Source organism: Aminobacter aminovorans (assembly GCF_900445235.1).
GTDB classification, from domain to species: Bacteria; Pseudomonadota; Alphaproteobacteria; order Rhizobiales; family Rhizobiaceae; genus Aminobacter; species Aminobacter aminovorans.
Genome location: NZ_UFSM01000001.1, coordinates 2,139,010 through 2,164,919 on the forward strand (window position 1 = coordinate 2,139,010; position 25,910 = coordinate 2,164,919).

Below are 25,910 nucleotides of genomic sequence, written 5' to 3' on the forward strand. Positions count from 1 at the left end.
TGCTGAGGGCTATGGGCGATAGGGCCTAAGATCGTCAAGTCTTTCAGCGTCGCACGCGGTACTGCGCATGCACTGCACCGTTGGCCAAGGGCTTGGCAAAGGCGAGATCGAGCCAGCGATCGGCCTGTTTGCCGCCGAAAGCCTGCAGGCCCGAGCCGAGGATTATGGGGATGGTGCCGATCTCGATCGTGTCGAGCAGGCCGGCATCCATGAACTGGCGGGTCAGGTCGCCGCCGCCAAGCAGCCAGATGCGGCCTTTGGCGCTCCGCGCGCGAAGATTGGCAAGCATTTCCGCTGGCGTGCAGGCCATGGCCTCTGCGTTCTCGGGCAGATTGTCGAGCGGGCGCGAGGTGGCAACGAGGCAAGGGTATTTGGCGTAGGCCCATTCGGGTTCACGGCGGACGACATCATAAGTGGCGCGGCCCATGACGATGCCGCTCAGTGACGCCATGAAGCCGGAAAAGTCGTAATCGTCATCAGGTGGAAAGTTGTCGAGCCAGTCGAACGTGCCGTCCTCGCGGGCAATGAAGCCGTCAAGCGACATCGCGAACATGTAGATGACGTCGTCAATGCCTGTTGTCGCCATGATCCGCTCCCTGTTGTCAGGGACGGGTTCTATCATTGCGGCTGGTCGCCTTGTGTCAGGAGACTTTCAATGGCCGGGCGAATCCGGTGGCCCCTCAGTCCTTGCCGAGCAGCTTCTTCAGCATCGCGGCCATCGGGCCGGTCTCGGGAAGCTTGACCACAGGCTGGTTCGGGCGGGCCTGGCGGATGTGGCTCTGGGCCTTCGGCGCCTGCGGCTTGGGGGCCTTAGGCGGCGGGGCGTCGTTCGCGCCGGTCGGCTGGAGCTTGTCGCGCAGGCCGACGGTGACCTTGTTCATGAAACCGTTGTCGTCGCCCTTGGTCAGCAAATCGGCGCTGTCGGACATCAGGTCGAGTAGAACGTCGAGCCACTCCTTGTCAGCCTTGGCGAAATCACCCAGCACGTGACCGTGGACCATTTCCTTGACGCCGGGATGGCCGATGCCGATGCGGACACGGCGATAGTCTCTGGCGATGTGCTGGTCGATGGAGCGGATGCCGTTGTGGCCGCCGGCGCCGCCGCCGACCTTGACCCGTACCTTGCCGGCGACGAGGTCGAGCTCGTCATAAAAGACAGTGAGATCGGCCGGGACGAGCTTGTAGAAGCGCATGGCCTCGCCGACCGACTGGCCGGACAGGTTCATGAAGGTCTGCGGCTTGAGAAGGATGACCTTCTCGCCGCCGATGTTGCCTTCAGCGATCAAACCCTTGAACTTCTTCGTCCAGGGCGAAAACGAATGGCGGCGGGCAATTGCGTCCGCCGCCATGAAGCCGACATTGTGCCGGTTGTTCTGATATTGCGTACCCGGATTGCCGAGACCTGCAAAGAGCAGCATGTTTCGGGGCCTCCGGGTATGCGCCGATTATGCCTCTGGGGCAGCCTCGGTTGCGCCTTCTTCCGACTTCGATGCCGAGGTGCCGGCGATCGTTGCGATGGTGAAATCGCGGTCAGAGATGACGGGCTTCACGCCCTTCGGCAGCTTGACGGCCGAGATGTGGATCGAATCGCCGATGTCGGTGCCGTCGAGGTCGACGGTGATGAACTCGGGGATCGCGTTGGCCGGGCAGTGGAACTCGACTTCGTGACGGACGATGTTCAGCGTGCCGCCGCGCTTGATGCCGGGCGACTTCTCTTCATTGATGAAGTGAACCGGAACCTGGACGTTGACTTCGGTGTTTGCGCCAACGCGCAGGAAGTCGACGTGCATCGGGAAGTCGCGGACCGGGTCGAGCTGGTAGTCCTTGGGCAGAACCTGGATCTTCTTGCCGCCGACGTCGATCGTGGCGACCGTGGTCAGGAAGCCGCCGCCATGGATCTTGTAGAAGATGTCCTTGTAGGACAGGGCGATCGCCAGGGGAGGCTGCTTGTCGCCGTAAATGACTGCAGGCACTTTACCGTTGCGACGAACTTCACGGGCGGACCCCTTACCGACCAGTTCGCGTGCTTCGGCCTTGAGCTCGTATGTTTCGCTCATGGCATTTCCTTTCGGTTGTATGGAGCGCCTACGGTGGGCATGAAGCCTGATCCGTAAACGTCGAAAGCCGCCGGGTGAGGCGGCCTTCCGCCGCGTTGCCTCCAAGGGTGTCTACGCGGGTGGCGGGTCTATATCGGAAGGTGGCAAAAAGTGCAACCGCCGCGCCGTTTTTCGGCTGGCTCGCCGTTGATACAGCTGTGGCTGCTCGCACTGATGCTGCCGAGCCTGTATCAGGCCGGGCTCAACTGATGAAGCCGGCAAGTCAGACATGTACGAAATTCTCCCCCTCCAGCTTTCGACCGCCACCATCGTGGTGCTGGTCGTTGCCGCTTTCGTCGCCGGCTGCGCGCGCGGTTTCTCGGGTTTTGGCGGGGCGCTGATCTTCGTGCCGGTGGCAAGCGCGCTGATCGGCGCCAAGCTTGCCGTGCCGCTGCTGCTGATCGTCGACCTGGTGCTGACACCGGGGCTGATCCCCAAGGCCTGGCGCAGTGCCGACCGCGCCAATGTCGGCGTGATGGCGCTGGGGGCGACGATCGGCGTGCCCAGCGGCACCTACCTGCTGACTCATGTCGACGGCGTCATGATCCGCTGGGCGATCGTCGCGATCGTTGCCGGACTGCTGGCGCTTCTGATGTCTGGCTGGCGTTATCACGGTCGCCCGCACGCCTCGCTGACGGCGGCCGTTGGCGTGACCTCCGGGTTGTTTTCGGGCGCCGCCCAGGTCGGCGGTCCGCCTGTCGTCGCCTATTGGCTCGGCGGGGCGATCCCTCCACTGACGGTGCGGGCCAACATCGTGCTCTATTTCGCCATTTCGAGCGTGCTGTCGATCACCAGCTACCTGGTGGCCGGCCTGCTGACCTGGGAGACCGTAGGGCTGTCGCTGACGATCGGGCCGACCTTCGCGATCGGCCTCTATATCGGCTCGCGCCTGTTCAGCCGCGCCAACGAGGCGACCTTCCGGCGCATCTGCTACGGTCTGATCGCGACGGCGGCGATCATCGGCCTGCCGGCACTTGACGGCGTGCTCCGATGATTGAACCGGTCGGCGCTTTCAAATAGACTTCACATATCGGGGGCATGGTGGACTCCCCGTGAGGCCCGGTGGCCCAAGTTCCGCCTTCGCTCACCTTGTGCGGAGGAAAACCATGCCCAGGATGATTACATCCCAAAATCTACTGCCACTGGTCGGTACCGATCGTTGCCCGCTGATCATCGACGCGCGCAGGGCCGAAGCCTTTGCGGCGTCGCCGATACGTATCGCCGGCAGCCTCTGGCGCCATCACATGAAGACAGACGAATGGCTGCCACAATTGCCGACGGGACGCGAACTGGTCGTCTATTGCTCCCATGGCCACAATGTCAGCGAGATCGCCGCAGCTCGTCTGACCGCTGCCGGCGCCTCAGTTTCGATGCTCGAAGGCGGCATCGACGCGTGGATTGCGACCGGTGGGCCGCTCGTTGCCCGCTATGCGCCCGGACTTGATCCCGGATTGCCGGCATCAAGCGTTTGGGTGACGCGGTCGCGGCCCAAAGTCGACCGCATCGCCTGTCCCTGGTTGATCAGGCGTTTCATCGACCCGCTGGCGACCTTCCATTTCGTCTCGGCCGAATGGGCCAAGGACGTCTCCGACGAGATCGGCGCCATCCCATACGACATCAAGGACGTGCATTATTCGCATCGTGGCGAGGAGTGCACCTTCGACACGCTGATGTCGGAATTTGGGCTGACCGATCCGGCGCTTCTGCATCTTGCCCGCATCGTACGCGGCGCTGACACAGCTCGGCTCGACCTGGAGCAGCAAGCGGCGGGATTGCTTGCCATGTCGCTCGGCCTGTCGGCGATCGAGGAAGACGACCTCGCGCAACTGGAAAAGGGCATGACGATCTACGACGCGTTGTATGGCTGGTGCCGTTACGCTACGTCGGAGACCCACAACTGGCCGGCAAAGGCGATCTGACATGGACACGACGCCTTTCGGGGCCAGCCCTCCTTCGTTCGGAGAGGCGACGCGGACCTTCGCCAGGATCGGCCTGCTGTCGTTCGGCGGACCAGCAGGCCAGATCGCGCTGATGCACAAGATCCTGGTCGATGAGAAGCGCTGGCTCGACGAGCCGCGTTTCCTGCATGCGCTCAACTACTGCATGTTGTTGCCCGGGCCGGAGGCGATGCAGCTTGCGACTTACGCCGGCTGGCTGATGCACGGCATCAGGGGCGGGCTGATGGCCGGGCTGCTGTTCGTTCTCCCCGGTGCTTTGGTCATCATCGCATTGTCGGCGATCTACATGACCGTCGGGCATGTCACACTGGTGCAGGGGCTGCTGTTCGGACTCAAGGCGGCGGTCCTTGCCGTCGTGCTCGAGGCGCTGATCAAGGTGTCCAAGCGGGCGCTGAAGAACGTTAGTATGGTCATTCTTGCCATCGCCGCCTTCGTCGCCATCGCCTTTCTCAAGCTGCCGTTCCCGCTGATCATCGCGGCTGCGGCGATCATTGGCGCGATGGTTCATCTGGCCGGGACCACGGAAAGCAGGGCCTCCGCCAATGCGGAGCCCGAGATCGCCTATGCCATGCCCGAGTGGACGCAGCCAACCGCCCGGCGTTTCTTCTCCACGCTCGCTGTCTGGCTGGCGATCTGGTTCGGGCCGCTGATTGTCTTGTGGCAACTTCTCGGTCCGGCGCATGTCTTCACGGCGGAAGCGACGTTCTTCTCCAAGATGGCGGCGGTAACCTTCGGCGGTGCCTATGCGGTGCTCGCCTATGTCGCGCAGCAGGCGGTCGAGGTGCATGGTTGGCTGAAGCCGGACGAGATGCTGACCGGCCTCGGCCTTGCCGAGACGACACCTGGGCCGCTGATCCTGGTGCTGGCCTTCGTTGGTTTCCTCGGCGGTGCCCGCCTTTCGGCGCTGGCTCCACTGGCCGGCGGCATCGCCGGGGCTGTGGTGACGCTGTGGTTCACCTTCGTGCCGTGCTTCTTGTGGATCTTCGTCGGTGCGCCTTATGTCGAGACGGTCCGCAATGTGCGCTGGCTGGCCAGCGCCTTGTCCGCCGTCACCGCCGCGGTCGTCGGCATCATCGCCAACCTCGCAGTGTGGTTTGCGCTGCATGTGCTGTTCGGCAATGTCGGGGAGGTCAATTGGGGGCCGTTCGCGCTGCCGGTACTCGATTTCGGCAGTTTTGACTGGCTGGCGGCAACCATCGCCGTCGCCGCAGGCGTGGCGCTGATCCGCTTCCACGCCAACATGATGGCAGTCCTCGCCGCCTCGGCGCTTGCCGGCATGGCGTGGCAGCTGTCCTGAAGAGTGCCGGTTCTATCGCGCGTATGAAAAAGCCCCGCAGCGGATGCCGGGCGGGGCTTTGAAAGGCTCTGCCGGGGCAGAAAGCTCAATCGAACAGGCTCGATACCGATTCTTCGGTCGCCGTGCGCGAGATCGCTTCGCCGATCAGGTCGCCGATCGAGACGACGCGGATGTTGTGGGCATCCATCACTGCCTGGGTCGGCTGGATCGAGTCGGTGATGACGAGTTCCTGCAGCTGCGAGCCGGCGATGCGGGCGGCAGCTCCGCCCGAAAGCACGCCATGGGTGATGTAGGCGGTGACTGAGGTGGCGCCCTTGGCGAGCAGCGCGTCGGCCGCGTTGCACAGCGTGCCGCCGGAATCGACGATGTCGTCGATGAGCAGGCAGTCCTTGCCGTGGACTTCGCCGATGACGTTCATCACCTCGGATTCACCGGGACGCTCGCGGCGCTTGTCGACGATGGCGAGCTGGGCGTCGATGCGCTTGGCTAGCGCACGGGCGCGAACCACGCCGCCGACGTCGGGCGAAACCACCATGACGTTGTTCAACTGCTTGTACTTGGCCTTGACGTCGCGGGCCATGACAGGAACCGAGAACAGATTGTCGGTCGGTATGTCGAAGAAGCCCTGGATCTGGCCGGCATGCAGGTCGAGTGTCAGCACGCGGTTGGCGCCGGCGCGGGCGATCATGTTGGCGACGAGCTTGGCCGAGATCGGCGTACGACCCGAAGCGCGGCGATCCTGCCTGGCGTATCCAAAGTAAGGAATGACCGCCGTGATGCGCCGTGCCGACGAACGCATGAAGGCATCGATCATGATGAGCAGTTCCATCAGGTGATCGTTGGTCGGATAGGCGGTCGACTGGAGGATGAAGACGTCCTCGCCGCGCACGTTCTCCTGGATCTCGACGAAGATTTCCTGGTCAGCGAAGCGCCTGACGCTGGCCTTGCCCAGGGGGATGTTGAGATAGCGCGCGACCGCTTCTGCTAGCACCCGATTGGAATTGCCCGCGAAGAGTTTCATGTACCGATCCTGGTAGAGATTATGAGCGGGCTTTTAGCGGTCCTTGCCGCTATTGCAAGCGGACTCGCCGACGAATCCCAAAAAAGCGACATTGTGGAACGGAATGTCGCGGTCTAGCCTGGTTTTGCGGCGAGCCACAGGGCCAATTGATCGATGGTGCTGTCGGCTATCGCCTGCATGGTGGCGGGCGCTACCGCTGGCCAGCCTTCGCCGCTGCCGGCCGAAGCCGCCGTCTGCTGGCCATTGATCCGGTGCAGCCTCGTGCCTGCCGGATCATAGACGTCCCAGACATAAACGACCGTCGTGTCCTTGCCTTCGGTCATCGCCGAGAAGTAGCCACGCATGATGATGCCGGGCGGGGCGGTGTCGGTGCTGCCGGCGAGCGTGATGCCGCGTTCGCGGGCGCGGGTGCCGAGGCGCTGGGTGAGCGGCGTCGCTGCCTCGACGGTTGCGCCGACGATCGGGGCGAATTGTACGCGCGCCTTGCTAACTACTGCTGCCGTCTGTGCCGGGACGGCCGCGGCTGCCGCGGTGGTTGCCGTGCCCGTCACCGCGGGTGCGGCCACGTCGGTCCCTTCGGACCTGGCGAGCGCCGCCGACTGCTCGGTGGGTGCCACGGCCGACGGTTCAAGGACGTCCTTGGCGCTGTTGCAAGCGGACAGGGCGACACAGGCGGACAGGCAGGCTGCCGCAAAAATCCAACGTCTCATTTGCCCGAACTCCCTGGCAAACGCCCCTCAGCGCCCTGCGCAATCATCGTACGATCAAGTCGAGATCATGGCGGGAAAGCGGCTTGGGTGCGGATTCAGTGGTCAGATAGGTACGACCCAACGTCATCGCGGTCTCGGTTTCCGAATCCATGATGATCATGTGGGCGAACAAAGTCATGTTGGGCGCGATCGGCTCGGGATTGCCCTGGTAGAACATCGGCATGTCCATCCACGACGGTGTGAAGCGTGCGCCGACCGAGTAACCGCAAGCATTGAGCCGGTGCTTGGTCAGGTCATGCGCCTCGAGCGTGCGGGCGTGCGCGTCGAAGACATCGCCGAATGTATTGCCCGGCGTCATCGCCTTTTCGGCCGCAAGCAGGGCGGCAAGCGAGGCGTCGTAGAGTTCCTGGTGGCGTCTCGAGGCCTTGCCGGTCAGGACTGTGCGCATCATCGGCGCATGATAGTGGTTGAACACGCCGGCCCATTCGAGCGTCAGCTGGTCGTTCTTGTTGAGCTTGCGGCGGCCGGACTTATAGCGGCAGAGCAAGGCGTCGGCACCGGAGCCGATGATGAACTCGTTGGCGGGGTAATCACCGCCGCCGGTGAAGATTGCGCCCTGCATGGCGGCGAGGATCTTGGCTTCGTCGCCGCCCTGCTTGATCAGCGGCAGCGCCGCGTCGAGCGCGTCGTCGGCAAGGCTCGCTGCCTTCTCCGCCTTTTCGATCTCGGCCGGGCTCTTGAACAGGCGCAGACGCCCGACGATGCCGGAGGCGTCGACGATCTGGCCAAAGGTCTGCAACTGCTCGTCAAGGCGGCGGCCGTTGAAGGCGGTCAGGCCGTGGGTGTCGTATTCGACGCCGACGCGTGCACCGAGCAGGCCGAGGTCATTGAGCAGATTACGCAGGTCGAGCGTCGGATTGGCGTTGTCGCGGTCGGTCCACAAGACGATGTTTTCGATGATCGAGGTGTGGCGCGCCTGGCGCAGGTCCGCCGAACGGGTCAAAAGCGTCATCGAGCCGTCGGCCATGACCACCAGCGACTGGAAGAAGCAGAAGCCGAACGTGTCGTAGCCGGTCAGCCAGTACATGCTCTCCTGCGCGAACAGGACAACGGCATCGAGCTTCTTTTCGGCCATCTCGATCATCAGCCGGTCGCGCCGGGCGTCGAATTCGGTTCGTTCGAAATGCAGCGCCATGCTGTCAGTCCTCCAATGCAATTGCCGAAATCTGCCGCCCGTAGTCAGCTTCCTTGCGGTGCGTGGTGCGCCGGTAGGAATAAAAGAGGTCCTCTTCCGCATAGGTGCAGCGGTTCAGGGCTTCGGCCTTCACACCTGCCTTGCGCAGGCGGTCCACCGTGTAGAGGTTGAGGTCGAACATGTGATGGCCGGCATTCGCAGAGGGTGCGAAATACCTGACGTTGTCGCCATCCCCCTCGACAAAGCGGGCGACGAATTCGGGGCCGACCTCGTAATTGGCGACGCTGATCGAAGGGCCGAGCACTGCGAGGACGCGCTCGCGTCTGGCGCCGAGGCTTTCCATGGCAGCGATGGTGTTTTCGAGCACGCCAGTGAAGGCGCCCTTCCAGCCGGCATGGGCCGCACCGATGATCCGCGCTTGCGGGTCGGCAAACAGCACCGGGCCGCAATCGGCCGACGAGGCGCCGAGCGCAATGCCGGGCCTGTCGGTTACCAGTGCGTCGGCCTTGGGGCGGCCGTTGGCAAAGGGGCCGGTGGCAATGACGACATCGGGCGAGTGGACCTGGTAAAGGCTGAGCAGGTGGTCTGCGGGTACACCCATCCATCTCGCGACGCGGCGACGATTCTCGGTGACGCGCGACTGGTCGTCGTCCGAGCCAACGCCGATGTTAAGGCCCTGGTAGATGCCTTCGGAGACCCCGCCGATGCGGGTAAAGTAACCGTGGCGGATGCCGTTGGCTTCCGCGCTGGCGAGCAAGTTGGACCGGATCGGATCCGGTTTCGAGTCGTTCAGCATTGCCGCCTTGTCATCCTCGTCAGCGATTTCGTCAAGGCCGGGCCCGCCGCCACAGGTCGCCTCGCCATTTCGAGGCCGGACAGTGGGGCAGGCGCAAGCGTGCTGTCAACTGACGGCGGGGAAGGGAAATCTTGTGCCACGCGGAGCGACGCCAAGCACCTTGAACAGCTTTCCCATGGCGTCCGGGCCGGCGAGCCGTTCGACCTCGCCGCGGATCTTTTCACGCCCGGTGGCGTCCGCATCGGCACCGAGCTTGCCGGCGCGTTCGAGCAGCCCCATGGCGAGCAGGAACTCGCCCTGGGTTGCCAGTTGCGCATCGAGCCCGTGGGCTCGAGCAGCCATGGCAAGGGCTGCGAAGTCGACATGCGAGGTCAGATCAGCCTCGCCGGGATGCGCGAGCACGTCGTCATAGTGGTGCTTGCGCAACGCCTGCAGCGTGTCGCCGATGCCTGACGTGAGATGGCCGTAGTCGAAGAACAGCCCGGCCCCGCCAGACGCGGCGATGTGCTCCGAAATGGCCTCCATAGTGCCGCTGCGCGCCGGCGCGAACTCGAAGATCGCGCCCTCGGGCGCGGTTGCGGCATCTGCTGGCAAAAGTGCGGAGCCTACGGTTGCCGGACCGGCGACGAAGGCAAGGTCGCCTGCCTCATCGAGGCCTACGGCGCGCTCATGCCAGGCGGCGCCGAGCTTGACGAACTGGCGCGTCGGGATGGCGTCGAACAATTCGTTGCCGACGATGAACAGCGGCGCATTGGGCAGCGTCGCCACGGTGTGGTGCCAATCGATCCGGACGTTTCGGTCGGCGAGGGTCTGTTTCTGTACCTCGCGCAGCCTTGGGCTGGTCTCGACCAGCGCCACCGAGACGCTGGCGACAAAGGCGGCATCGAGCCTGCTCAGCACCCTGAGGACGTCCTTCATCAGGGTGCCGCGTCCGGGGCCTATTTCGGCCAGCGTCGCGCCTGTCGGACGCCCCGATGCCTGCCAGACGGCATAGAGCCAGACGGCGACGAGCTCGCCGAACATCTGGCTGACCTCGGGCGCCGTGGTGAAGTCGCCCTCGGCACCGAATGGCTCGCGTGTCGTGTAGTAGCCGTCGGACGGGTCGAACAGGCACAACGCCATGTAGTCGGCGACGCTGATCGGGCCCGATGCCGCGATCAGGCCTGCGATGCGCGTCTTGAGCGCTGTCATGCCGGCCTTGCGATCTGGGTGACCGGCCTGGCCGACAGCATCGCCCACAGGCCGATCAGCAGCATCGGTACCGACAGCACCATGCCCATGGTCAGCCAACCGCCTAGGAGATAGCCGATCTGCTGGTCCGGCTCGCGGAAGAACTCGACGAAGATGCGCGACAAGCCATAGCCGCAGACGAAGGCGCCGGCGATGAAACGCGGCGTCTTGAGCTTGAGCCTGGAATGGGTAAGGAAATACAGCACGAAGAAAAGCACCAGGCCTTCGAGCAGGGCTTCGTAGATCTGGCTCGGATGGCGCAGGAACGGTCCGCCGGTCGGGAATTCGACGGCCCATGGCACGTCGGTCACCCGGCCCCAGAGCTCCGAATTGATGAAGTTTGCGAGACGCACCAGCCCGAGGCCGACCGGCACGCCGGCGGCGACGACGTCGATCAGCGACCAGACGAGGATGCCGTTCTTGCGGGCGAACAGCACCATGGCCAGGGTGACGCCGAGCAAACCGCCATGGAACGACATGCCGCCCTGCCATACCGCGAAGATGTCGAGCGGATTGGAGATGTATCGGGCGAGGTCGTAGAACAGGATGTAGCCGATGCGGCCGCCGAGCACGACGCCTGCCGCTGCCCAGACCAGGAAATCGTCCAGGGCTTCGGGTTTCATCGGCAGCACGCCGTTCGGCCACAGGCGTGCGTCGGTCACCAGCCGCTTGGCGTACCACCAGGCAAACAGGATGCCAATGATGTAGCCCAGGCCGTACCAGTGAATGGCCAGTGGCCCGAGCTGCACGATCACGGGATCGATGTTCGGAAAGGGCAGGGCGGCCAGCGGCAAGGCAAGGTATTCTCTCAAATCAGTCTCCAGGGCAGGCAATCGCGGCGGACCATGCGGCAGGGTTTTGGCACGGTCAAGGCAGGCAAACCCGCAGTAACCGAGAAGTCATTGCGTGCAGGCGGGCATCTTTGCCGCAGCATTTGGCACCTCGTTGCGGGCACGATATCCTTGCATTCGCCGCTTTGCCCCACTACGTCGAATGGACAACGCGAGGGTTAGCCATGACGACCGGACCGAACCGCATTCTGGATGAATTCGCCAAGTTGATGACCGATGCCGCGGGTGCCGCGCAAGGTGTCAGGCGCGAGGTCGAAACCGCGTTCCGTTCGCAGGCCGAGCGGGCGATGAATTCGCTCGAGCTGGTCCAGCGCGAGGAGTTCGAGGCGGTTCGCGACATGGCGATCAAGGCACGTGCCGAAAACAAGGCGCTGGTTGCCCGTATCGAGGCGCTCGAGGCTCAACTCGCCGGCCGCGCCGGCGAAGATGCCGACAAGGCCTCACCGGCGGCCTCGCCGAAGCCCCGTACAAAGAAATAATTCGTTAACTTTTCCACAAAGCGCCATCCGAAAAAGTGCTTTGTCGTGAATCGCTTACCGGCGCTTTGTGAATCTGCGCCGCAGCCTGTTTCCACATCCGAATGGGACGTTGCGAAAAATTGGGCTGTTCACGAGAGTCACGATCAATACACTGAATTTACTGCACGATTCGAAACAGCGTCGTGCACCGGATGGCGCGGTCCGGCTGGGGGGTATTGAGTCCGGCAGCGCTGGTCGTCCGAGTTCAAGAATAAGTTCGTCGTGTGTGTCCCCCGCGCGGAGCGCGATGACGCGCCCGGAACGACAGGAAGCATTTATGGAACTTCTCGAACTCGAGTTCTCCCGCGAAATCCATCCGGTGGATGTCATCGAGCAGGTGGCTCATAACAACGACTGGGCGTTCGAACGTGCCGGCGACGACGAGATTTCGATTTCGGTTGTCGGCAACTGGACCGAATACCAGGTTTCGTTTTCCTGGATGGAAGACTTCGAGGCCCTGCACCTGGCATGCGCATTCGACGTCAAGGTACCGGAAAGCCGTACGCTTGAGATCCTCAGGCTCTTGTCGCTGATCAACGAGCAGATGCTGTTCGGGCATTTCGACCTTTGGGAAACCGAAGGCGCGATCATGTTCCGCCAGTCGCTGCTGCTTGCCGGTGGCGTCGAGCCGACCAGCCAGCAGGTCGAAGTGCTGCTGTCGTCGGCGCTCGAAGCCTGCGAATGCTATTTCCAGGCGTTCCAGTTCGTCGTCTGGTCGGGCACCTCGGCCAAGGATGCGCTGGCAAGCGTGCTGTTCGAGACGCACGGTAACGCTTGAGAACGCCGCATGAGTTCGCACAAGGCGCGCAAGCCCGAGATCAGCTTTGCCGACTTCGACAAGGTTGATATACGCACCGGCACGGTCGTCGAGGTCGAGCCGTTTCCGGAGGCGCGCAAGCCGGCTTTCAAGCTGAAGATCGATTTTGGCGCCGAGATCGGCGTCAAGAAGTCGTCGGCGCAGATCACCAAATACTACACGCCCGCGACCCTGCTGGGTCGGCAGGTGTTTGCCGTCGTCAACTTCCCGCCGCGCCAGATCGGCCCGTTCATGTCGGAAGTGCTGACGCTCGGTTTCCCGGATCAGGATGGCGACGTCGTGCTCGGCGCCATAGAACGCAAGGTGCCGGACGGCGGAAGACTATTCTAGGATCCGAGTTGGGAGAGGGTGCAAGGCCCGCCACGCGTTCGAAACATCGATCGTCTGTCAGCGAGGAACCCCTCTCCGTCTCGGCTATGCCTCGACACCTCTCCCCAAGGGGGCGAGGAAACCACTGCAACAACGCTGCGGCTTCTCCGGCTCGGCTTCCTCGTCCCTTTGGGGAGAGCTGCCGAGCGTAGCGAGGCCGAGAGGGGCAGCCTGCATGGGCTCCCTGTTTTCGCGGCTAGGTCGTGTAGGCCGCCCTCACATTGTACAGGAACATTTCCGCGCAGGCATTCCAGGTGTAGCGCATGGCCCGCTCGCGGGCCTCGGTGCGGTCGATTTTGAGCGCCCCCAGCGCAGCCTCGCGCAGGTCTTCCGATACCACCCCGCCAATGCCGTCGCCGACGATGTCGATCGGCCCCGTCACCGGATAGGCGGCGACCGGCGTGCCACTGGCCAGCGCCTCGATGATGACATTGCCGAAGGTGTCGGTGCGGCTCGGGAAGACGAAGACGTCGGATGAGGCGTAGATCTCGGCCAGTTCGTCGCTCGGCCGGCGCCCGAGGAAATGCGCCTCCGGATATCTTGCCTTCAGCCTTTCGAGTTCCGGCCCGTCGCCGACAAGCACCTTGGTGCCGGGCAGGTCGAGGTCGAGGAAGGCCGGCAGGTTCTTCTCTACCGCAATGCGGCCGACACACAGGAAGATCGGCCGAGGCAGGTCCATCTCGACCTTCTTGTCGGGATGGAAGTGCTTGATGTCGACGCCACGCGTCCATGGCCTGAGCTTCTCGAAGCCGCGCGATGCGAGGTCGTCGGCAAGCGACTGGGTTGCGACCATGCAACCCTGGCCGGAATTGTGGAAATTGCGCAGCAGGCCGTAGGTCCAGCTCTCCGGCAGCGGCAGGCGGGCACTGACATATTCGGGAAAGCGGGTGTGGTAGCTGGTGGTGAAGGGGCGGTTGCGGGCGAGGCAATAGCGCCGCGCCATCATGCCGAGCGGGCCTTCGGTGACGAGATGGATGTGGTCGGGCCTGCGCTCGTCGATGATCCGGGCGACGTTGCCAGGTGTCGTCAGCGCCAGCCTGATGTCGGGATAGGTCGGCATCGGCAAGGTGCGGAAGATGTTCGGGGTCAGGAAGTCGGCTTCGGCGTCGAAGGCGGTCAGGGTTTCGGCGAGCCGTTCGAGCGTGTGGACGACGCCGTTGATCTGCGGACGCCAGGCGTCGGTGACCATCAGGATGCGCAAAGGCGTCTTCCCCGTTGTCCGCGTCCCGGCCTGCCGGGAATCAGCGGTCCTCCATTCGTTGCGAGGCGCCTTTGAGCAGGATTGCATGACGCTGGAATGACGATGGCTTTTGTTCGCAACTGCGAAGGGCTGGGTCGGTTCTGCCCGAACCGGCATTTTCTTTGTGACGATTTTTCCCAAGGCAGGGCGTGGTGTGAAATCCGATCCTTTGCCGAGAGAGGGTCGTTTGCCGAGGATAAGGGCAAGCTTCGCGATCGGCGGAGCGAGCCATCCTCCCAACGGCTCTCAGCGAGAATTCGAAATGACCGAGATCACCAAATCCGTTTCCAACCGCAACACGATCAGCCGGCGCTCGGCACTTGCCGCGCTGCTCGCCTCCGTCGTCACCGTCATCAGCTTCACCGTTCCGCACCACGCGCTTGCCGAAGACAAGGCCGCGATCAAGGTAGGCATCATCTCGGGCGAGGACGAGGATGTCTGGCGCGTGGTCAAGGCCGAAGCCGCCAAGCAGGGCCTCGAGATCGAGACTGTCGTGTTCAATGACTACACCCAGCCCAACGAGGCGCTGGAGCGCGGCGAGATCGACGCCAACGCCTTCCAGCACCAGCCCTATCTCGACAACCAGATCAAGACGCAGGGCTACCACATCACCCCCGTCGGCTATACCGGCCTGTGGCCGATCGGCCTCTATTCCAAGAAGCACGCCAAGCTCGAGGCGCTGCCTGAGGCCGCCGTCATCGGCGTGCCCAACGATCCGTCCAACGAAGGTCGCGCACTTCGCGTGCTCGCTGACGCCGGCCTGATCAAGCTGAAGGACGGCACCGGCATCCTGGCGACCGTCGCCGACATCGTTGAAAACCCGAAGAAGTTCGAGATCAAGGAGCTCGACGCCGGCATCGTCGGCCGTTCGGTCGAGGACCTCGACGCAGCGGTTGTCAATACCGATTGGGCGCTGAAGAGTGGCCTCAAGCCCGAGAACCGCATCGCCCAAGAGCCGGTTGCCGACAATCCGTACCGCAACTTCATCGCCGTCAAGACGGGCAGCGAGAACGAGGGCTGGGTCAAGAAACTCGTCGCCGCTTACCAGAACGAGACCGTCAAGGCCGAGTTCGACCGCGTCTACAAGGGCACCGGCGTCGCCGCCTACTGAGCCTGACGACTGATAACAACGGAGGCGGCCCGCCAGCGGTGGCGGGCCGCCTTCCGCTTTCCCGAGGGGATTTCATGACCCAGCATTTTGCAACCATCGGAGGGGTGTCGCCGCCTTTCGATGCCGCGCTGTCGGATATTGTCGTGCGCATCGTCGACCTCAAGCGGCGGTTCGGCCAGACGCCCGCCGTCGACGGCGTTTCGCTTACCGTGCGCAAGGGCGAGGTGCTTGGTATCATCGGCCGCAGCGGCGCCGGCAAGTCGACGCTGATCCGCTGCCTGAACGGGCTGGAACAGCCTGATAGCGGCCAGATCTTCGTCGAGGGCCGCGAAATCACTGGCCTCAGTGAGCGCGAGCTGCAACCGCTGCGCCGGCGCATCGGCATGATCTTCCAGCACTTCAACCTTTTGTCGGCCAAGACAGTCGAGGAAAATGTCGCCCTGCCGCTCAAGATCGAAGGCCTGCCGAAAGCCGAGCGGCTCAAGCGCGCGGCCGAACTGCTCGAACTCGTCGGCCTCGCAGACAAAGCCAAGGCCTATCCGGCCTCGCTGTCAGGCGGGCAGAAGCAGCGTGTCGGCATCGCGCGCGCGCTCGCCGCGCGCCCGGTAGTGCTGCTCTCCGACGAAGCGACCTCGGCGCTGGACCCCGAGACGACCCGCTCGATCCTCGCGCTTCTGAAGGACATCAACCGCAAGCTCGGCCTGACAATCCTGCTGATCACCCACGAGATGGAGGTCATCCGCAGCATTGCCGACCGCGTCGCCGTCATCGACGCAGGGCGCATCGTCGAGGAGGGGCCAGTATGGTCGACCTTCGCCGATCCGCGCACCGAAGTGACTCGCAGCCTGCTCGCAGGCATCCGGCCGCAACTGCCTCAGGCAATCACCGCCCGCCTTGCAGGTGCCGGACGCGAAGCGATCCTGCGTGTCGACATTTCAGGCGAAGCAGCGCGCCGCCCGTTGCTGCAGGAGCTGGCATGCGCAGCATCCAGCCGATTCCGGCTCGTTCATGGCGGCATCGACACCATCCAGGGCGAGCCGGTGGGCACGCTGTTCCTCGGTGTCGAAGCCGCATCGCGCGGAATAGCCGAGATTGTCGAATTCCTGAATGCCCGCGATGCCCGGGTCGAGGTGCTTGGTTATGTCACAGATAATGTTTGAACTGCTGTTGCGCTCGCTGTGGGAGACGGTGTTGATGACGGCGGCATCGGGGCTGATCTCGCTCGTCTTCGGCTTGCCGCTGGGCCTGGCACTTGTTGCCACCGACCGTGGCGGCATCGCCTCCAATCGCTGGATCAACGGGGTCCTCGGCGCTCTCGTCAACGGCTTCCGCTCGGTGCCGTTCATCATCCTTTTGGTGGCGCTGATCCCGCTGACTCGGCTGATCGTCGGCACCTCGATCGGCACCTGGGCGGCGATCGTGCCGCTGGCGATTGCCGCCACGCCGTATTATGCGCGCATTGCCGAAGTGTCGCTGCGCGAGGTCGATCGCGGCCTTATCGAGGCGGTGCGGGCGATGGGCGGTGGCCGCTGGGCGATCATCCGCGAGGTGCTGGTGCCCGAGGCGCTGCCGGGTATCGTCGCGGGCTTCACAGTGACGCTGGTGACGCTGGTCGGCGCCTCGGCCATGGCGGGTGCCATCGGCGCGGGCGGGCTCGGCGACCTCGCCATACGCTACGGCTACCAGCGTTTCGAGACGGCTGTCATGGTTGCTGTGGTGGCAGTGCTGATCGTGCTCGTCTGCGGCATCCAGTGGATCGGCGACAGGCTGGTGACGCGGCTCGACCGCCGCGCCTGATCAGGCCGGTACGCGGATCATCGCGCGCAGGCCGCCCAGCGGGCTGTCGCTCAACTTGATGTCGCCGCCATGGCTGCGCGCAATGTCGCGGGCTACAGCCAGGCCGAGGCCTGTACCGGTCGAATCTAGATTGCGTGCCTCGTCGAGCCGGAAGAACGGCTTGAACACCTCTTCGCGCTTTTCCTCGGGAATGCCGGGGCCGTTGTCGTCGACCATGACCACCAGCATGCCGCGATCGTGGACGGCCTTGACCTCGACCTCCTTGGCGTAGCGGAAGGCGTTGCCGACGACGTTCTGCAGCAGGCGGGCAAAGGCGTTCGGGCGGACGTGCACTTCCGGCTCGCCGACAAGCGTCACCTTGAGCTTGCGCTTGCGCAGCCGGGCTTCCTCGCCGATCTTGTCGAGATAGCTGGTGAGGTCGAAGCGGCCTGGGTCCTCCGACGCCTCGCCGCGGGCAAAGGCGAGATAGGCCTCGAGCATAGACTGCATGTCGTCGACATCCTGGCTCAGCGCCTCGGTGTCGACCTTGCTGCCCGACAGCGCGAGCTGCAGCTTGAAGCGGGTCAAAATGGTGCGCAGGTCGTGGCTGACGCCGGTCAGCATCGCCGTGCGCTGGTCGATCTGGCGTTCGATGCGTTCGCGCATCTGGATGAAGGCGAAGCCGGCGCGCCGCACCTCCTCGGCGCCGCGCGGCCGGAAGTTGGGCGGCATCGGCCGGCCCTTGCCGAAGCTTTCGGCGGCTTCGGTCAGCTGCAGGATCGGGCGGATCTGGTTGCGCAGGAACGGAATGGCGATCGTCAGCAGCACCAGCGAGGTGCCGACCATCCACAACAGGAAGATGTGGGTGTTCGAGGCGTAAGCCTGGCTTCGGCGGACGAAGACTCTAAGCACCTTGTCGTCGAGCTGCACGCGCACCTCGACGATGTTGGAGTTGCCGACGGTGTCGAGCCAGAACGGCTTGTTGATCTGCTTGCGGATTTCGGTCGACAGCGCCTGGTCGAGGATCGAGAAGAATGGTTTCGGGCCGGGGGGCGGCAGGGGCTCGGCTGGCAGCAGGTCGATCTTCAGCGACATGCGCTCCTGGGCGATGCGGATGATCTGTGCGTAGCTCTCAGGCTGCGGAAAAGTGTCGAGCAGGTCGATGATGCCTGCGATGTCGCGCGTCACCGCCTGCGACAGGCGAACAGTGACCGTCTGCCAATGCCGCTCCATGAAGACGAAGGCGACGACCGACTGCAGCAGGATCATTGGCGTGATGACGATAAGCAGCGAGCGGGCATAGAGCCGCTTGGGCATGTAGAGCGACACGCGCCGCCAGAAGCGGTTCCAACTGCGCGGCACTGCCGTCAGCGCACGCCAGCTGCGTGTGCCAAGACCGCCTCCGCCGGTCCGTTCCATGTCGGTGGTTGCCATCCGCCCTTCCATTTGCTGCTCGCCGGACTGCTCCGGCGGGCTCGCATCGATCCTATTCCACACCAGATCGTTCCGAAACTGTCTTTGAAGTTCAACAGCTTACCTTGTCAAACTCCATCTTGCCCAATGCTGAAAACATAGGGCTTTTTGCCGTAAATCCAATTGTCGCGAGGCATTACGCAGCCCGCGGGCAAGATTGCCTGCAACTGTGCCGAGACTGTGTCGGCAATTGCAAGGCCGGTGACTGGGCTTCACCGGGCCCGGGTGCAGGTAGGAACGCTGCTGCAAGCCGAGAGCAAGTTCGCAAAGCTGTTGCCCGCAGCGGGACTGCAGGGTGAGACAAAGTTCAGGCTGCGAAGTTCAGCCCGAACTGGTCTGGCGATCGGATGCCAGGCAGTTTCTTGGCTTCGTTGAGGGCCGCTTTCGACCCCGTGTGATCGCCTGAAGCATGCAGTTGCTCGCCCTTGGCGCGCAGCTCCTTGACCTTCGTCATGTCCGCGTCCGCGAGCGGGGAAGTGGGCAAAGCAGCGTCGGTCGCCGCCATGATGGTCGGGCAGGAATGGGCGAATGCGGTGGCTGGAAAGACAGAGATGGCAAATGCAAGCGTGATGGTAACATCGCCGTTTCTCCCACGCCGGCTCGCTTGATGCGGTCTCGTCGCCGGCGCGCAATGTCACATCGGAGCGGCCGGCTTCAACAACCGGCCGTCCGGGAGGCCTCCGCTGCTGCTGGCTATTCCACGCTAAGTCGGTAGCCGATGCCGCGCACCGTCTGCAGCCAGACGGGATTCGCCGGATCGCGCTCGATCTTGCGTCGCAGGCGGTTGATCTGCACGTCGATGGTGCGCTCGCCGACCTCGGAATCACCCGTCACCAGTTCGTGGCGCGGGATGGTCTCGCCGGCGCGCGCGGCAAAGATGGCGAGAATCTCCTGTTCGCGGTCGGTAAGCTTGAGGGCTTCGCCGCCGCGCTTCAGTTCGCGCCGCGCGATCTGGAAGGTGTAGGGGCCGAACACCAGCTGCTCGACCTTCGGCGTCGCCGCCGGGCCGCCACGGCGCAGGATGTTGTTGATCCTGAGGATCAGTTCGCGCGGGTCGAACGGCTTGGGCAGATAGTCGTCGGCGCCGGCTTCGAGGCCGGTGATGCGGCTGTCGGTCTCCGACAATGCCGTCAGCATCAGGATCGGCACGTCCTTCTGGTCGCGCAGCGACTTCGTCAGCTCGATGCCGTTTTCGCCCGGCATCATCACGTCGAGGATGAGAAGGTCGAAGTCGAGGCCGGCAAGCTTGCGCCGCGCTTCGTCGGCATTGCCCGCGACAGTAACGCGAAAGCCGTTTTCGGTCAGATACTGCTTGAGCAGGTTGCGGATGCGCGTATCGTCGTCGACGACGAGCAGATGCGGAGCATCGTCGCCCAACGTGGCCTGGCTGGCCGTCTTTTCGTTATTCTCCATGGTCTTTCCCCGGCGTGTTTCCGGGCAGATGATCAATCTGCGCCCTTAATTCGGGATTGACCATCGCCTTAAGGAATCTTTCGATCCAGGCCCGCTCGGTCTCTCCCGCGCCCTCCAGTGCCGCATGGATGCGGCGTGACTGTGGCCGCGCCAGCGCCAGTGTCAATGTGCGTCCCTTGGGCGTCGGATAGAGCTCGCGCTGGCGCCTGTCACGCGGCCCCTGGACCTGGACGATGTAGCCAGCGTCGATGAGTTGCTTGAGCACGCGCGCCAGGCTCTGCTTGGTGATCTTGAGCACGTCGAGCAGTTCGGCAACCGTCAGCCCGGGCAGGCGGTTGACGAAGTGCAGCACGCGGTGATGGGCGCGGCCGAAACCGTATTCGGCGAGGATCTGGTCGGGGTCGGAGGTGAAGTCGCGATAGGCGAAATACATCAGCTCGATGATCGAGAAATCGATGCCTTCGTCTGCCGTCACGGCGGTGCGGATCGGTTGGGCGGTTGCGCCGCTGCGTTGTGCCATGGAATTCCTGTTCGTCAATTTATGTCAGCACTGTTGACATAAATTAGGTGCGATGGTAATTTTTGCCAAGCTTTTCGGCGGATTGCGAACGAAAAGGCAAGGTGCGGTGGTTTTTTCCGAAACATCGTGAGTTTGCCGCCGTGTTCTGGCCCGCCTACGCTTTATCCATCAGGCCCCTCGCGGGCCATCAAGAACGATACGAAACGATAGGCAGGCTCCCGCCTGCGGGAAGGTTTACCATGGCATCCGTTCCTTTCGACCAGCTCGATGGATTCATCTGGATGAACGGCGAGTTCGTCCAGTGGGCCGACGCCAAGATTCACGTACTAACCCATGGTCTGCACTATGCAAGCGCGGTGTTCGAGGGCGAGCGCGCCTATGGCGGCGAGATCTTCAAGCTCACCGAGCACACCGAGCGTCTGCATGAATCGGCCCGGATCCTTGGCTTCACCATTCCTTATTCTGTCGAAGCGATCGACGATGCCTGCCGCGAGCTCTTGAAGAAGCAGGGTTTCCAGGACGCCTATGTGCGCCCGATCGCCTGGCGCGGCAGCGAAGAAATGGGCGTTGCCGCCCACAAGAACCGCATCAACGTTGCCGTCGCCATCTGGCAGTGGCCGAGCTATTTCGATCCGGCACAGAAGCTGAAGGGCATCCGCCTCGACATTGCCGAATGGCGCCGCCCAGACCCACGCACGGCACCATCGAAGTCCAAGGCTGCCGGCCTCTACATGATCTGCACCCTGTCCAAGCATGCAGCCGAGGCCAAGGGTTATGCCGATGCGATGATGCTCGACTGGCGCGGCCAGGTTGCCGAGGCGACCGGCGCCAACATCTTCTTCGTCAAGGACGGCAAGGTGCACACGCCGAAGGCCGACTGCTTCCTCGACGGCATTACCCGCCGCACGGTTATCGGCCTCGCCAAGGATCGTGGTCTCGAGGTCGTCGAGCGCGTTATCATGCCGGAGGAACTGGAAGGCTTCGAGCAGTGCTTCCTGACCGGCACGGCGGCTGAAGTGACGCCGGTTTCCGAGATCGGCCAGTACCGATTCGAGGTCGGCGAAATCGCCAGGACCTTGATGAACGACTATTCCGCTGCGGTTCAGCCCAAGCACGCGATTGCTGCGGAATAACAAGCAGTATCAATATATTAACGTTGCGGAAGGGCGGTTTTCGAGCCGCCCTTTTTGCTTGTTGCCAGCCTAATTTGACATTCCCCGATTTCGGGGTCTGATGTTGCTGTCGGCATACTGAGGGCCGGCATGCAATTTGGAGGGAATTGTCATGGAATCGCTTCTTCCTATCATCATACAAATTGTAACCGGCGTTATCGGTGGACAGGCCGTCGGCGCGGCGATCAAGACGGCGGCGATGGGGCAGTTGACGAAATTGCTCGCCGGCGGCGTCGGCGGTCTCGCAGGCGGACAGATCCTCGGCAGCCTGCTTGGCGGTGCGGCCGATCCGGCAACGGCAGGTGCGCTCAGCGGCATTCTCGGCGACGTGGTTGGTGGTGCTGGCGGCGGCGCCATCGTGACGGCCATCGTCGGCGCGATCATGGGCGCCATGAAGAAGTAATCCCGCTGCAGATTGGAATTCGGATTGGGCGGCTACGGCCGCCCATTTCATTTCTGGAATATGGGCGATTGACCGCCCACCAGAATGTGCATGGACGAACCGCGCGCCAGTCCGTATGTCGGTGCCAACTCAGCGCATCGGCTCGAAAATTGGCATCGATTTTCGGAGCACGATGCGCAGATTCACAGAGTTGGAGCGTCCTTTGTGCGTCCCTTCGGGCGCTGGCGCCCGAAGGAAAGGACCCGCCATGGGACAGCTTAATGCCGGCATCGTGCCGGTTACGCCCTTCCAGCAGAACTGCACCATCCTCTTCGATACTGACGACAAGACCGGCGTCGTGGTGGATCCCGGTGGCGATGTCGACACTATCCTGTCGGTGCTCAGGCAAAACGGCATCACAATCACGGCGATCTGGCTGACGCATGGCCATATCGACCATGCCGGCGGCGCCATGGAGCTCAAGGAGGCGATTGGCGTCGAGATCGTTGGCCCGCACGAGGCCGACAAGCCGCTGCTCGACAATCTGGTGACCCAGGCCCAGAAATTCGGCATGGACGGTTCCGTGCGGAATTGCGTGCCGGACCGGTTCCTGACTGAGGGCGAGACCGTGTCGTTCGGCGCCCATGTCTTCGAGGTGTTGCACTGCCCTGGCCATGCGCCCGGCCATGTCGTCTACTACAACCGCGACGCGAAATTCGCCCATGTCGGCGACGTGCTGTTCCAGGGCTCCGTCGGCCGTACCGACCTCTATGGCGGAGACCACGCCACCTTGATTCGCTCGATCAAGGAGAAGCTTTTGCCGCTCGGCGACGACATCGGCTTCATCTGCGGCCACGGCCCGGGCAGCCGCTTTGGCGACGAGCGCCGCAGCAATCCTTATCTGGTCTGACGTCGGCTACTCGCCATTTGATGAAGGCGACAATGAAATACGGCGCCAACCCAAGGGTTGACGCCGCTTTTTGTCGTTGCTTCAGATTTCGCTGGGGCGGACGGGCAGGGAAGGCCGCTTCGGCTGGAACCTGTGGCTGCGGTCGGTGCATCGGTCCGAAAACCGGTATCTGTTTTCGGAAAGCACGATGCGCAGGTTCAATGAGTTAGAGTATCGTTTTGCGCGCCCATTCGGACGCAGGCACCCTAATTGGCAGTGCAGAAGTGCTCCAGGCCGTCATAGCCGGTGAAGGTGCCACTGCGCGGCTTGAAGCTGCGGTAGCGGTCCAAACAGTAGCTGTACCATTCGGGCGTCCACGGCTCGATCGCATAGCTGTCGCGATAGACCACGCGGCGCTGCACCGGGGCAGGGCGGTAGTAATCCTGGCCATAATAGTCCTGGCGGTAGACGCGGCGCGGCTGCGGCTCGTAGTAGTCGTCATAGACCGGCTGCGAACGATTGGCATTGCCGGCGATCACCGCACCGGCGATCAGGCCGAGGGCACCCGCAGCGACAATCGCACCGGTATTGTCGTGGCGGTTGTGGCGGCGCCAGCGCTCGCCGGCCTCGGCTGCTGGCAAGGCGGTCAAGGTGGTGGCGGCAACGGCTGCCGAAAGGACGAGGGTCTTGAATATGGGGTTCATGTCGGTCTCCTTCGCCGTCTGGCCCGTATCAAGGCCAGAATTTAGCGTCGACAATATGTCTAGGGGAGCGAGCCTGAACGCAGCCTGAACGGATTTTCAGACGCCAAGGGGGGCAAAGAAACTACCGCCGACAACCGCCCATATGCGTTGCGGCGAATAGAGCAGTCGCAAGGCCGGAGCGGTCAACTCCGGCCGCCTCGGAGGTTCTCAGCCGACGGTCAGATTGACGGCCTTCGGACCCTTGCCGCGCTTGTCCGGCTCGGTGTCGAAAGAAACCTTCTGCCCATCCTCAAGACCGGGAAGACCCGACGCCTGCACGGCCGAAATGTGAACGAAGACATCCTTCGCTCCGTCGTCCGGCGTGATGAAGCCGAAGCCTTTGGCATGATTGAAGAACTTGACGGTGCCGGTCTGCGGCATGGGAAACTCCTCTGATCCCATCAATTCCAGTCTTCGGGCCGGCAAATGCCCGAAGTGGAAATTTGTCGTTCATTTTTGGGTCATCGGCAAGCAAAAGTTTTGCGCCACTGTAGCGCCTGAAACGCCACTCAAGCCCGGCGAATGCCGGGCCTAAGTGGCCACTCGCAAAGCGTTTCGCGGCTTAGTATTCGCAGTAGCGGATCGGGCCGATCTGGATGCAGGACGGCGGCCGCGGACGATTCGGGTCGTACCGCGAGAAGACGCGCACGCGGCAATTGGGGCCGACATGTCGGTGAGGCACGTTGCCGTAGCGAGGCAGGAAGTGGCGGCGCACCTCGCGGTGGCAGTCACGCACCTGGACCGGCGGGCGGACCCGGATCGGTCGGCAGTCGGGGCGGCGGTGTACATGCCATTCGGTACTGCCGAACTGCGGAACGAAATGGCGCTGGGGGTCGCCGTGGCAGCCGCGGACCTGGATCACCAGCCCGCCATAGGCCTGCGGCGCATTGCCTGCCGACATGGCCTCCGCCGGCCCGCCATATCCAAGCCCCGCGGCCAGGAGCATTGCGCCCAGAGACTTCAGCAACTTCATGGTCTGCCTCCTCTGCATGGGAAGCAGATACTGCTTCCGCAGCAAGACTATGCCATGGCTGGCTGTGGCTCGCCAGAGTGATGCGGGCTAGACGCGGAGACTATCTGGTTGATTTTGCGAGGGATAATTGCCAAGCCACCCGCCAAGAAGAAGGGCGCGATGGTGATCCACCGCGCCCTCTTCAAAGCAAAAAACCTTACGCGGCTTAGCCGGCGCGGAGGTTGACCGCCTTAGGACCCTTGCCCATACGGTCTGGCTCGACGTCGAAGCTGACCTTCTGGCCGTCGACGAGCGTGCGCAGGCCCGAAGCTTCGATGGCGGAGATGTGGACGAAAACGTCCTTCGCGCCGCCATCTGGCGTAATGAAGCCGAAGCCTTTGGTTGCGTTGAAGAACTTTACGGTACCGGTCTGGGTCATTGGGAGAACTCCTTCACCCGTTCAGTGGTCTGGACATGCCGACCGCCTGGCGTCGGCGGCACGTCGGTGGTTTTGCTTGGCGGTCATGCATTTGCGCACGATTAAACCCCCCGCCGAGTCACGGGGTCGTCAGAGATTCACAGTAGCGGGGAAAGGGTCGTGCAAAACGTTCCAGTCTCCGGGTCAGCAAACGCCCGAACTGAGACTGATATTGCATGGAAACGCGTAGGTTGCAAGATGTCGCGGCAAGCGTGGTAGGCACTTCGCAGCGTCGCATAAATATACGACATTTCTAGAAACGCCATTGGCCAGATTGCCGCGCCTGTTGGGGGCAGATGCGCTGATGCCGATTGCATTCGTTGACAGAATCGCCAGGATCGGGGCAGGGGCTGGAACAATTCCCGCACGGGCGGGAACGAGAGGGAGCTATTTCCATGGTTTTTTCGGCAAAGACCTTTGCGCGAAAAGCAACTGTTGCCTCGTTGCTGTCGCTGATGCTGGCCTCCTGCGTCGTGGTCGAGGACGGCCCCGGCCCCGGCCCGCGCCCGCCGCGCCCAGATCCGGGCCCGCAATTCTGCACACGCGAGTATGACCCGGTCTGCGCGCGCCGCGGCGGCGACCGCCAGACCTTCGCCAATTCCTGCATGGCCGAAGCTGCGGGCTACCGCATTATCCGTGGCGGTGAATGCCGCGGCGGCGGTGACGACGGTTGGGGTGGCGGCGGCGGGGGCCGTGGAGACCAGTTCTGCACAAGGGAATATCGCCCGGTCTGCGGCCGCCGCGGCGGCGCGCTCAGGACCTTCCCGAACGCCTGCGAGGCCGATTCCGCCGGCTACCGCGTCGTCGACGACCAGGGTCCCTGCTGAACTCATCTCAGACGCCTCCCGGCGGCCGACGCCGGGAGGTATATTCAGGTGGCGTCAGTCTCCGACCGACGAACCT

The 25,910-nt window shown here is 63.3% G+C and carries 31 protein-coding genes; 13 read left to right on the plus strand and 18 right to left on the minus strand.

Going from position 1 to position 25,910, the window contains the following annotated elements; all coding sequences use genetic code 11:
• Positions 1 to 43: 43 nt before the first annotated feature.
• The 3 genes from DY201_RS10475 to DY201_RS10485 form a co-directional block, all read right to left on the minus strand.
• Positions 44 to 586, minus strand: coding sequence for a dihydrofolate reductase family protein (locus tag DY201_RS10475; RefSeq protein WP_115731146.1), 543 nt, complete (start codon positions 584 to 586; stop codon positions 44 to 46).
• A gap of 94 nt (positions 587 to 680) precedes the next feature.
• The gene (gene pth / locus DY201_RS10480; protein WP_115731147.1) at positions 681 to 1,418 is read right to left on the minus strand and encodes an aminoacyl-tRNA hydrolase; all 738 of its coding nucleotides are present in this window, start codon (positions 1,416 to 1,418) and stop codon (positions 681 to 683) included.
• 27 nt (positions 1,419 to 1,445) lie between these two features.
• Complete coding sequence (locus tag DY201_RS10485) at positions 1,446 to 2,057, minus strand: 50S ribosomal protein L25/general stress protein Ctc (protein WP_115731148.1); 612 nt, start codon at positions 2,055 to 2,057, stop codon at positions 1,446 to 1,448.
• A gap of 268 nt (positions 2,058 to 2,325) precedes the next feature.
• Between DY201_RS10485 and DY201_RS10490 the strand changes: the two genes are divergently transcribed.
• From DY201_RS10490 to chrA, 3 genes are all read left to right on the plus strand, one after another.
• Positions 2,326 to 3,090 (plus strand): sulfite exporter TauE/SafE family protein, encoded by a 765-nt coding sequence (locus DY201_RS10490; RefSeq protein ID WP_115731149.1) that lies wholly within the window; start codon positions 2,326 to 2,328, stop codon positions 3,088 to 3,090.
• A 121-nt stretch (positions 3,091 to 3,211) separates the two neighbouring features.
• On the plus strand, positions 3,212 to 4,015 hold the full coding sequence (locus DY201_RS10495; RefSeq protein ID WP_115731150.1) for a chromate resistance protein ChrB domain-containing protein: 804 nt from the start codon (positions 3,212 to 3,214) through the stop codon (positions 4,013 to 4,015).
• Between the two features lies 1 nt (position 4,016).
• On the plus strand, positions 4,017 to 5,351 hold the full coding sequence (chrA, locus tag DY201_RS10500) for a chromate efflux transporter (protein ID WP_115731151.1): 1,335 nt from the start codon (positions 4,017 to 4,019) through the stop codon (positions 5,349 to 5,351).
• A gap of 85 nt (positions 5,352 to 5,436) precedes the next feature.
• On the opposite strand, the gene DY201_RS10505 is transcribed toward chrA, so the two are convergent.
• The 6 genes from DY201_RS10505 to lgt form a co-directional block, all read right to left on the minus strand.
• Entirely contained in the window at positions 5,437 to 6,372 is a 936-nt protein-coding gene (locus tag DY201_RS10505) for a ribose-phosphate pyrophosphokinase (RefSeq protein WP_115731152.1), read from the minus strand.
• 113 nt (positions 6,373 to 6,485) lie between these two features.
• Entirely contained in the window at positions 6,486 to 7,082 is a 597-nt protein-coding gene (locus DY201_RS10510) for a hypothetical protein (protein WP_115731153.1), read from the minus strand.
• Positions 7,083 to 7,125: 43 nt separating this feature from the next.
• Positions 7,126 to 8,277 (minus strand): M24 family metallopeptidase, encoded by a 1,152-nt coding sequence (locus tag DY201_RS10515; RefSeq protein WP_115731154.1) that lies wholly within the window; start codon positions 8,275 to 8,277, stop codon positions 7,126 to 7,128.
• A 4-nt stretch (positions 8,278 to 8,281) separates the two neighbouring features.
• Positions 8,282 to 9,073, minus strand: coding sequence for a peptidoglycan editing factor PgeF (pgeF, locus tag DY201_RS10520; protein WP_115731155.1), 792 nt, complete (start codon positions 9,071 to 9,073; stop codon positions 8,282 to 8,284).
• Positions 9,074 to 9,178: 105 nt separating this feature from the next.
• Positions 9,179 to 10,264: a class I SAM-dependent methyltransferase gene (locus DY201_RS10525; protein WP_115733713.1), complete on the minus strand. Its 1,086-nt coding sequence runs from the start codon at positions 10,262 to 10,264 to the stop codon at positions 9,179 to 9,181.
• Entirely contained in the window at positions 10,261 to 11,115 is an 855-nt protein-coding gene (gene lgt, locus DY201_RS10530) for a prolipoprotein diacylglyceryl transferase (RefSeq protein WP_115731156.1), read from the minus strand. The genes DY201_RS10525 and lgt overlap by 4 nt, the downstream gene beginning before the upstream one ends.
• A gap of 203 nt (positions 11,116 to 11,318) precedes the next feature.
• On the opposite strand from lgt, the gene DY201_RS10535 reads away from it, so the two are divergent.
• The 3 genes from DY201_RS10535 to DY201_RS10545 all read left to right on the plus strand — a co-directional run bounded on the left by DY201_RS10535 (position 11,319) and on the right by DY201_RS10545 (position 12,819).
• The gene (locus DY201_RS10535) at positions 11,319 to 11,633 is read left to right on the plus strand and encodes an accessory factor UbiK family protein (RefSeq protein ID WP_115731157.1); all 315 of its coding nucleotides are present in this window, start codon (positions 11,319 to 11,321) and stop codon (positions 11,631 to 11,633) included.
• Between the two features lie 316 nt (positions 11,634 to 11,949).
• Positions 11,950 to 12,450: a type III secretion system chaperone family protein gene (locus DY201_RS10540; RefSeq protein WP_067959436.1), complete on the plus strand. Its 501-nt coding sequence runs from the start codon at positions 11,950 to 11,952 to the stop codon at positions 12,448 to 12,450.
• 9 nt (positions 12,451 to 12,459) lie between these two features.
• Positions 12,460 to 12,819, plus strand: a complete 360-nt coding sequence (locus DY201_RS10545; protein ID WP_115731158.1) for a tRNA-binding protein — start codon at positions 12,460 to 12,462, stop codon at positions 12,817 to 12,819.
• Positions 12,820 to 13,054: 235 nt separating this feature from the next.
• On the opposite strand, the gene DY201_RS10550 is transcribed toward DY201_RS10545, so the two are convergent.
• On the minus strand, positions 13,055 to 14,059 hold the full coding sequence (locus tag DY201_RS10550; protein WP_115731159.1) for a glycosyltransferase family 4 protein: 1,005 nt from the start codon (positions 14,057 to 14,059) through the stop codon (positions 13,055 to 13,057).
• Between the two features lie 301 nt (positions 14,060 to 14,360).
• Here DY201_RS10550 and DY201_RS10555 point away from each other — a divergent pair, with 301 nt between their 5' ends.
• From DY201_RS10555 to DY201_RS10565, 3 genes are all read left to right on the plus strand, one after another.
• The gene (locus DY201_RS10555; RefSeq protein ID WP_115731160.1) at positions 14,361 to 15,209 is read left to right on the plus strand and encodes a MetQ/NlpA family ABC transporter substrate-binding protein; all 849 of its coding nucleotides are present in this window, start codon (positions 14,361 to 14,363) and stop codon (positions 15,207 to 15,209) included.
• 74 nt (positions 15,210 to 15,283) lie between these two features.
• Positions 15,284 to 16,369, plus strand: a complete 1,086-nt coding sequence (locus DY201_RS10560; RefSeq protein ID WP_115731161.1) for a methionine ABC transporter ATP-binding protein — start codon at positions 15,284 to 15,286, stop codon at positions 16,367 to 16,369.
• Entirely contained in the window at positions 16,350 to 17,006 is a 657-nt protein-coding gene (locus tag DY201_RS10565) for a methionine ABC transporter permease (RefSeq protein WP_115733714.1), read from the plus strand. Before DY201_RS10560 ends, DY201_RS10565 begins: the two co-directional genes overlap by 20 nt.
• Here the strand turns inward: DY201_RS10565 and DY201_RS10570 are convergent, their stop codons facing one another.
• The 4 genes from DY201_RS10570 to DY201_RS10585 all read right to left on the minus strand — a co-directional run bounded on the left by DY201_RS10570 (position 17,007) and on the right by DY201_RS10585 (position 20,391).
• Positions 17,007 to 18,419, minus strand: coding sequence for an ATP-binding protein (locus DY201_RS10570; protein ID WP_115731162.1), 1,413 nt, complete (start codon positions 18,417 to 18,419; stop codon positions 17,007 to 17,009).
• 346 nt (positions 18,420 to 18,765) lie between these two features.
• Positions 18,766 to 18,912, minus strand: a complete 147-nt coding sequence (locus DY201_RS29440) for a hypothetical protein (RefSeq protein ID WP_245431955.1) — start codon at positions 18,910 to 18,912, stop codon at positions 18,766 to 18,768.
• 239 nt (positions 18,913 to 19,151) lie between these two features.
• Entirely contained in the window at positions 19,152 to 19,871 is a 720-nt protein-coding gene (locus tag DY201_RS10580; RefSeq protein WP_115731164.1) for a response regulator, read from the minus strand.
• Positions 19,861 to 20,391: a MarR family winged helix-turn-helix transcriptional regulator gene (locus tag DY201_RS10585; RefSeq protein WP_067959459.1), complete on the minus strand. Its 531-nt coding sequence runs from the start codon at positions 20,389 to 20,391 to the stop codon at positions 19,861 to 19,863. The genes DY201_RS10580 and DY201_RS10585 overlap by 11 nt, the downstream gene beginning before the upstream one ends.
• Positions 20,392 to 20,630: 239 nt before the next feature.
• On the opposite strand from DY201_RS10585, the gene DY201_RS10590 reads away from it, so the two are divergent.
• From DY201_RS10590 to DY201_RS10600, 3 genes are all read left to right on the plus strand, one after another.
• Entirely contained in the window at positions 20,631 to 21,524 is an 894-nt protein-coding gene (locus tag DY201_RS10590) for a branched-chain amino acid aminotransferase (RefSeq protein ID WP_115731165.1), read from the plus strand.
• A 151-nt stretch (positions 21,525 to 21,675) separates the two neighbouring features.
• Positions 21,676 to 21,966 carry a hypothetical protein gene (locus DY201_RS10595; protein ID WP_115731166.1) on the plus strand — a complete coding sequence of 97 codons (291 nt, stop codon included), beginning with the start codon at positions 21,676 to 21,678 and terminating at the stop codon, positions 21,964 to 21,966.
• 247 nt (positions 21,967 to 22,213) lie between these two features.
• Positions 22,214 to 22,855, plus strand: a complete 642-nt coding sequence (locus DY201_RS10600; protein ID WP_115731167.1) for an MBL fold metallo-hydrolase — start codon at positions 22,214 to 22,216, stop codon at positions 22,853 to 22,855.
• Positions 22,856 to 23,100: 245 nt separating this feature from the next.
• Here DY201_RS10600 and DY201_RS10605 read toward each other — a convergent pair whose 3' ends face one another.
• The 4 genes from DY201_RS10605 to DY201_RS10620 all read right to left on the minus strand — a co-directional run bounded on the left by DY201_RS10605 (position 23,101) and on the right by DY201_RS10620 (position 24,968).
• The gene (locus DY201_RS10605; protein ID WP_115731168.1) at positions 23,101 to 23,538 is read right to left on the minus strand and encodes a BA14K family protein; all 438 of its coding nucleotides are present in this window, start codon (positions 23,536 to 23,538) and stop codon (positions 23,101 to 23,103) included.
• Positions 23,539 to 23,745: 207 nt separating this feature from the next.
• Entirely contained in the window at positions 23,746 to 23,958 is a 213-nt protein-coding gene (locus DY201_RS10610; protein ID WP_018428999.1) for a cold-shock protein, read from the minus strand.
• A gap of 181 nt (positions 23,959 to 24,139) precedes the next feature.
• Complete coding sequence (locus DY201_RS10615; RefSeq protein WP_115731169.1) at positions 24,140 to 24,550, minus strand: hypothetical protein; 411 nt, start codon at positions 24,548 to 24,550, stop codon at positions 24,140 to 24,142.
• Between the two features lie 205 nt (positions 24,551 to 24,755).
• A complete protein-coding gene (locus DY201_RS10620; RefSeq protein WP_067959476.1) occupies positions 24,756 to 24,968 on the minus strand; it encodes a cold-shock protein in 213 nt (70 codons plus the stop codon).
• Between the two features lie 434 nt (positions 24,969 to 25,402).
• Between DY201_RS10620 and DY201_RS10625 the strand changes: the two genes are divergently transcribed.
• Entirely contained in the window at positions 25,403 to 25,834 is a 432-nt protein-coding gene (locus DY201_RS10625) for a Kazal-type serine protease inhibitor family protein (RefSeq protein WP_115731170.1), read from the plus strand.
• Positions 25,835 to 25,910: the final 76 nt, after the last annotated feature.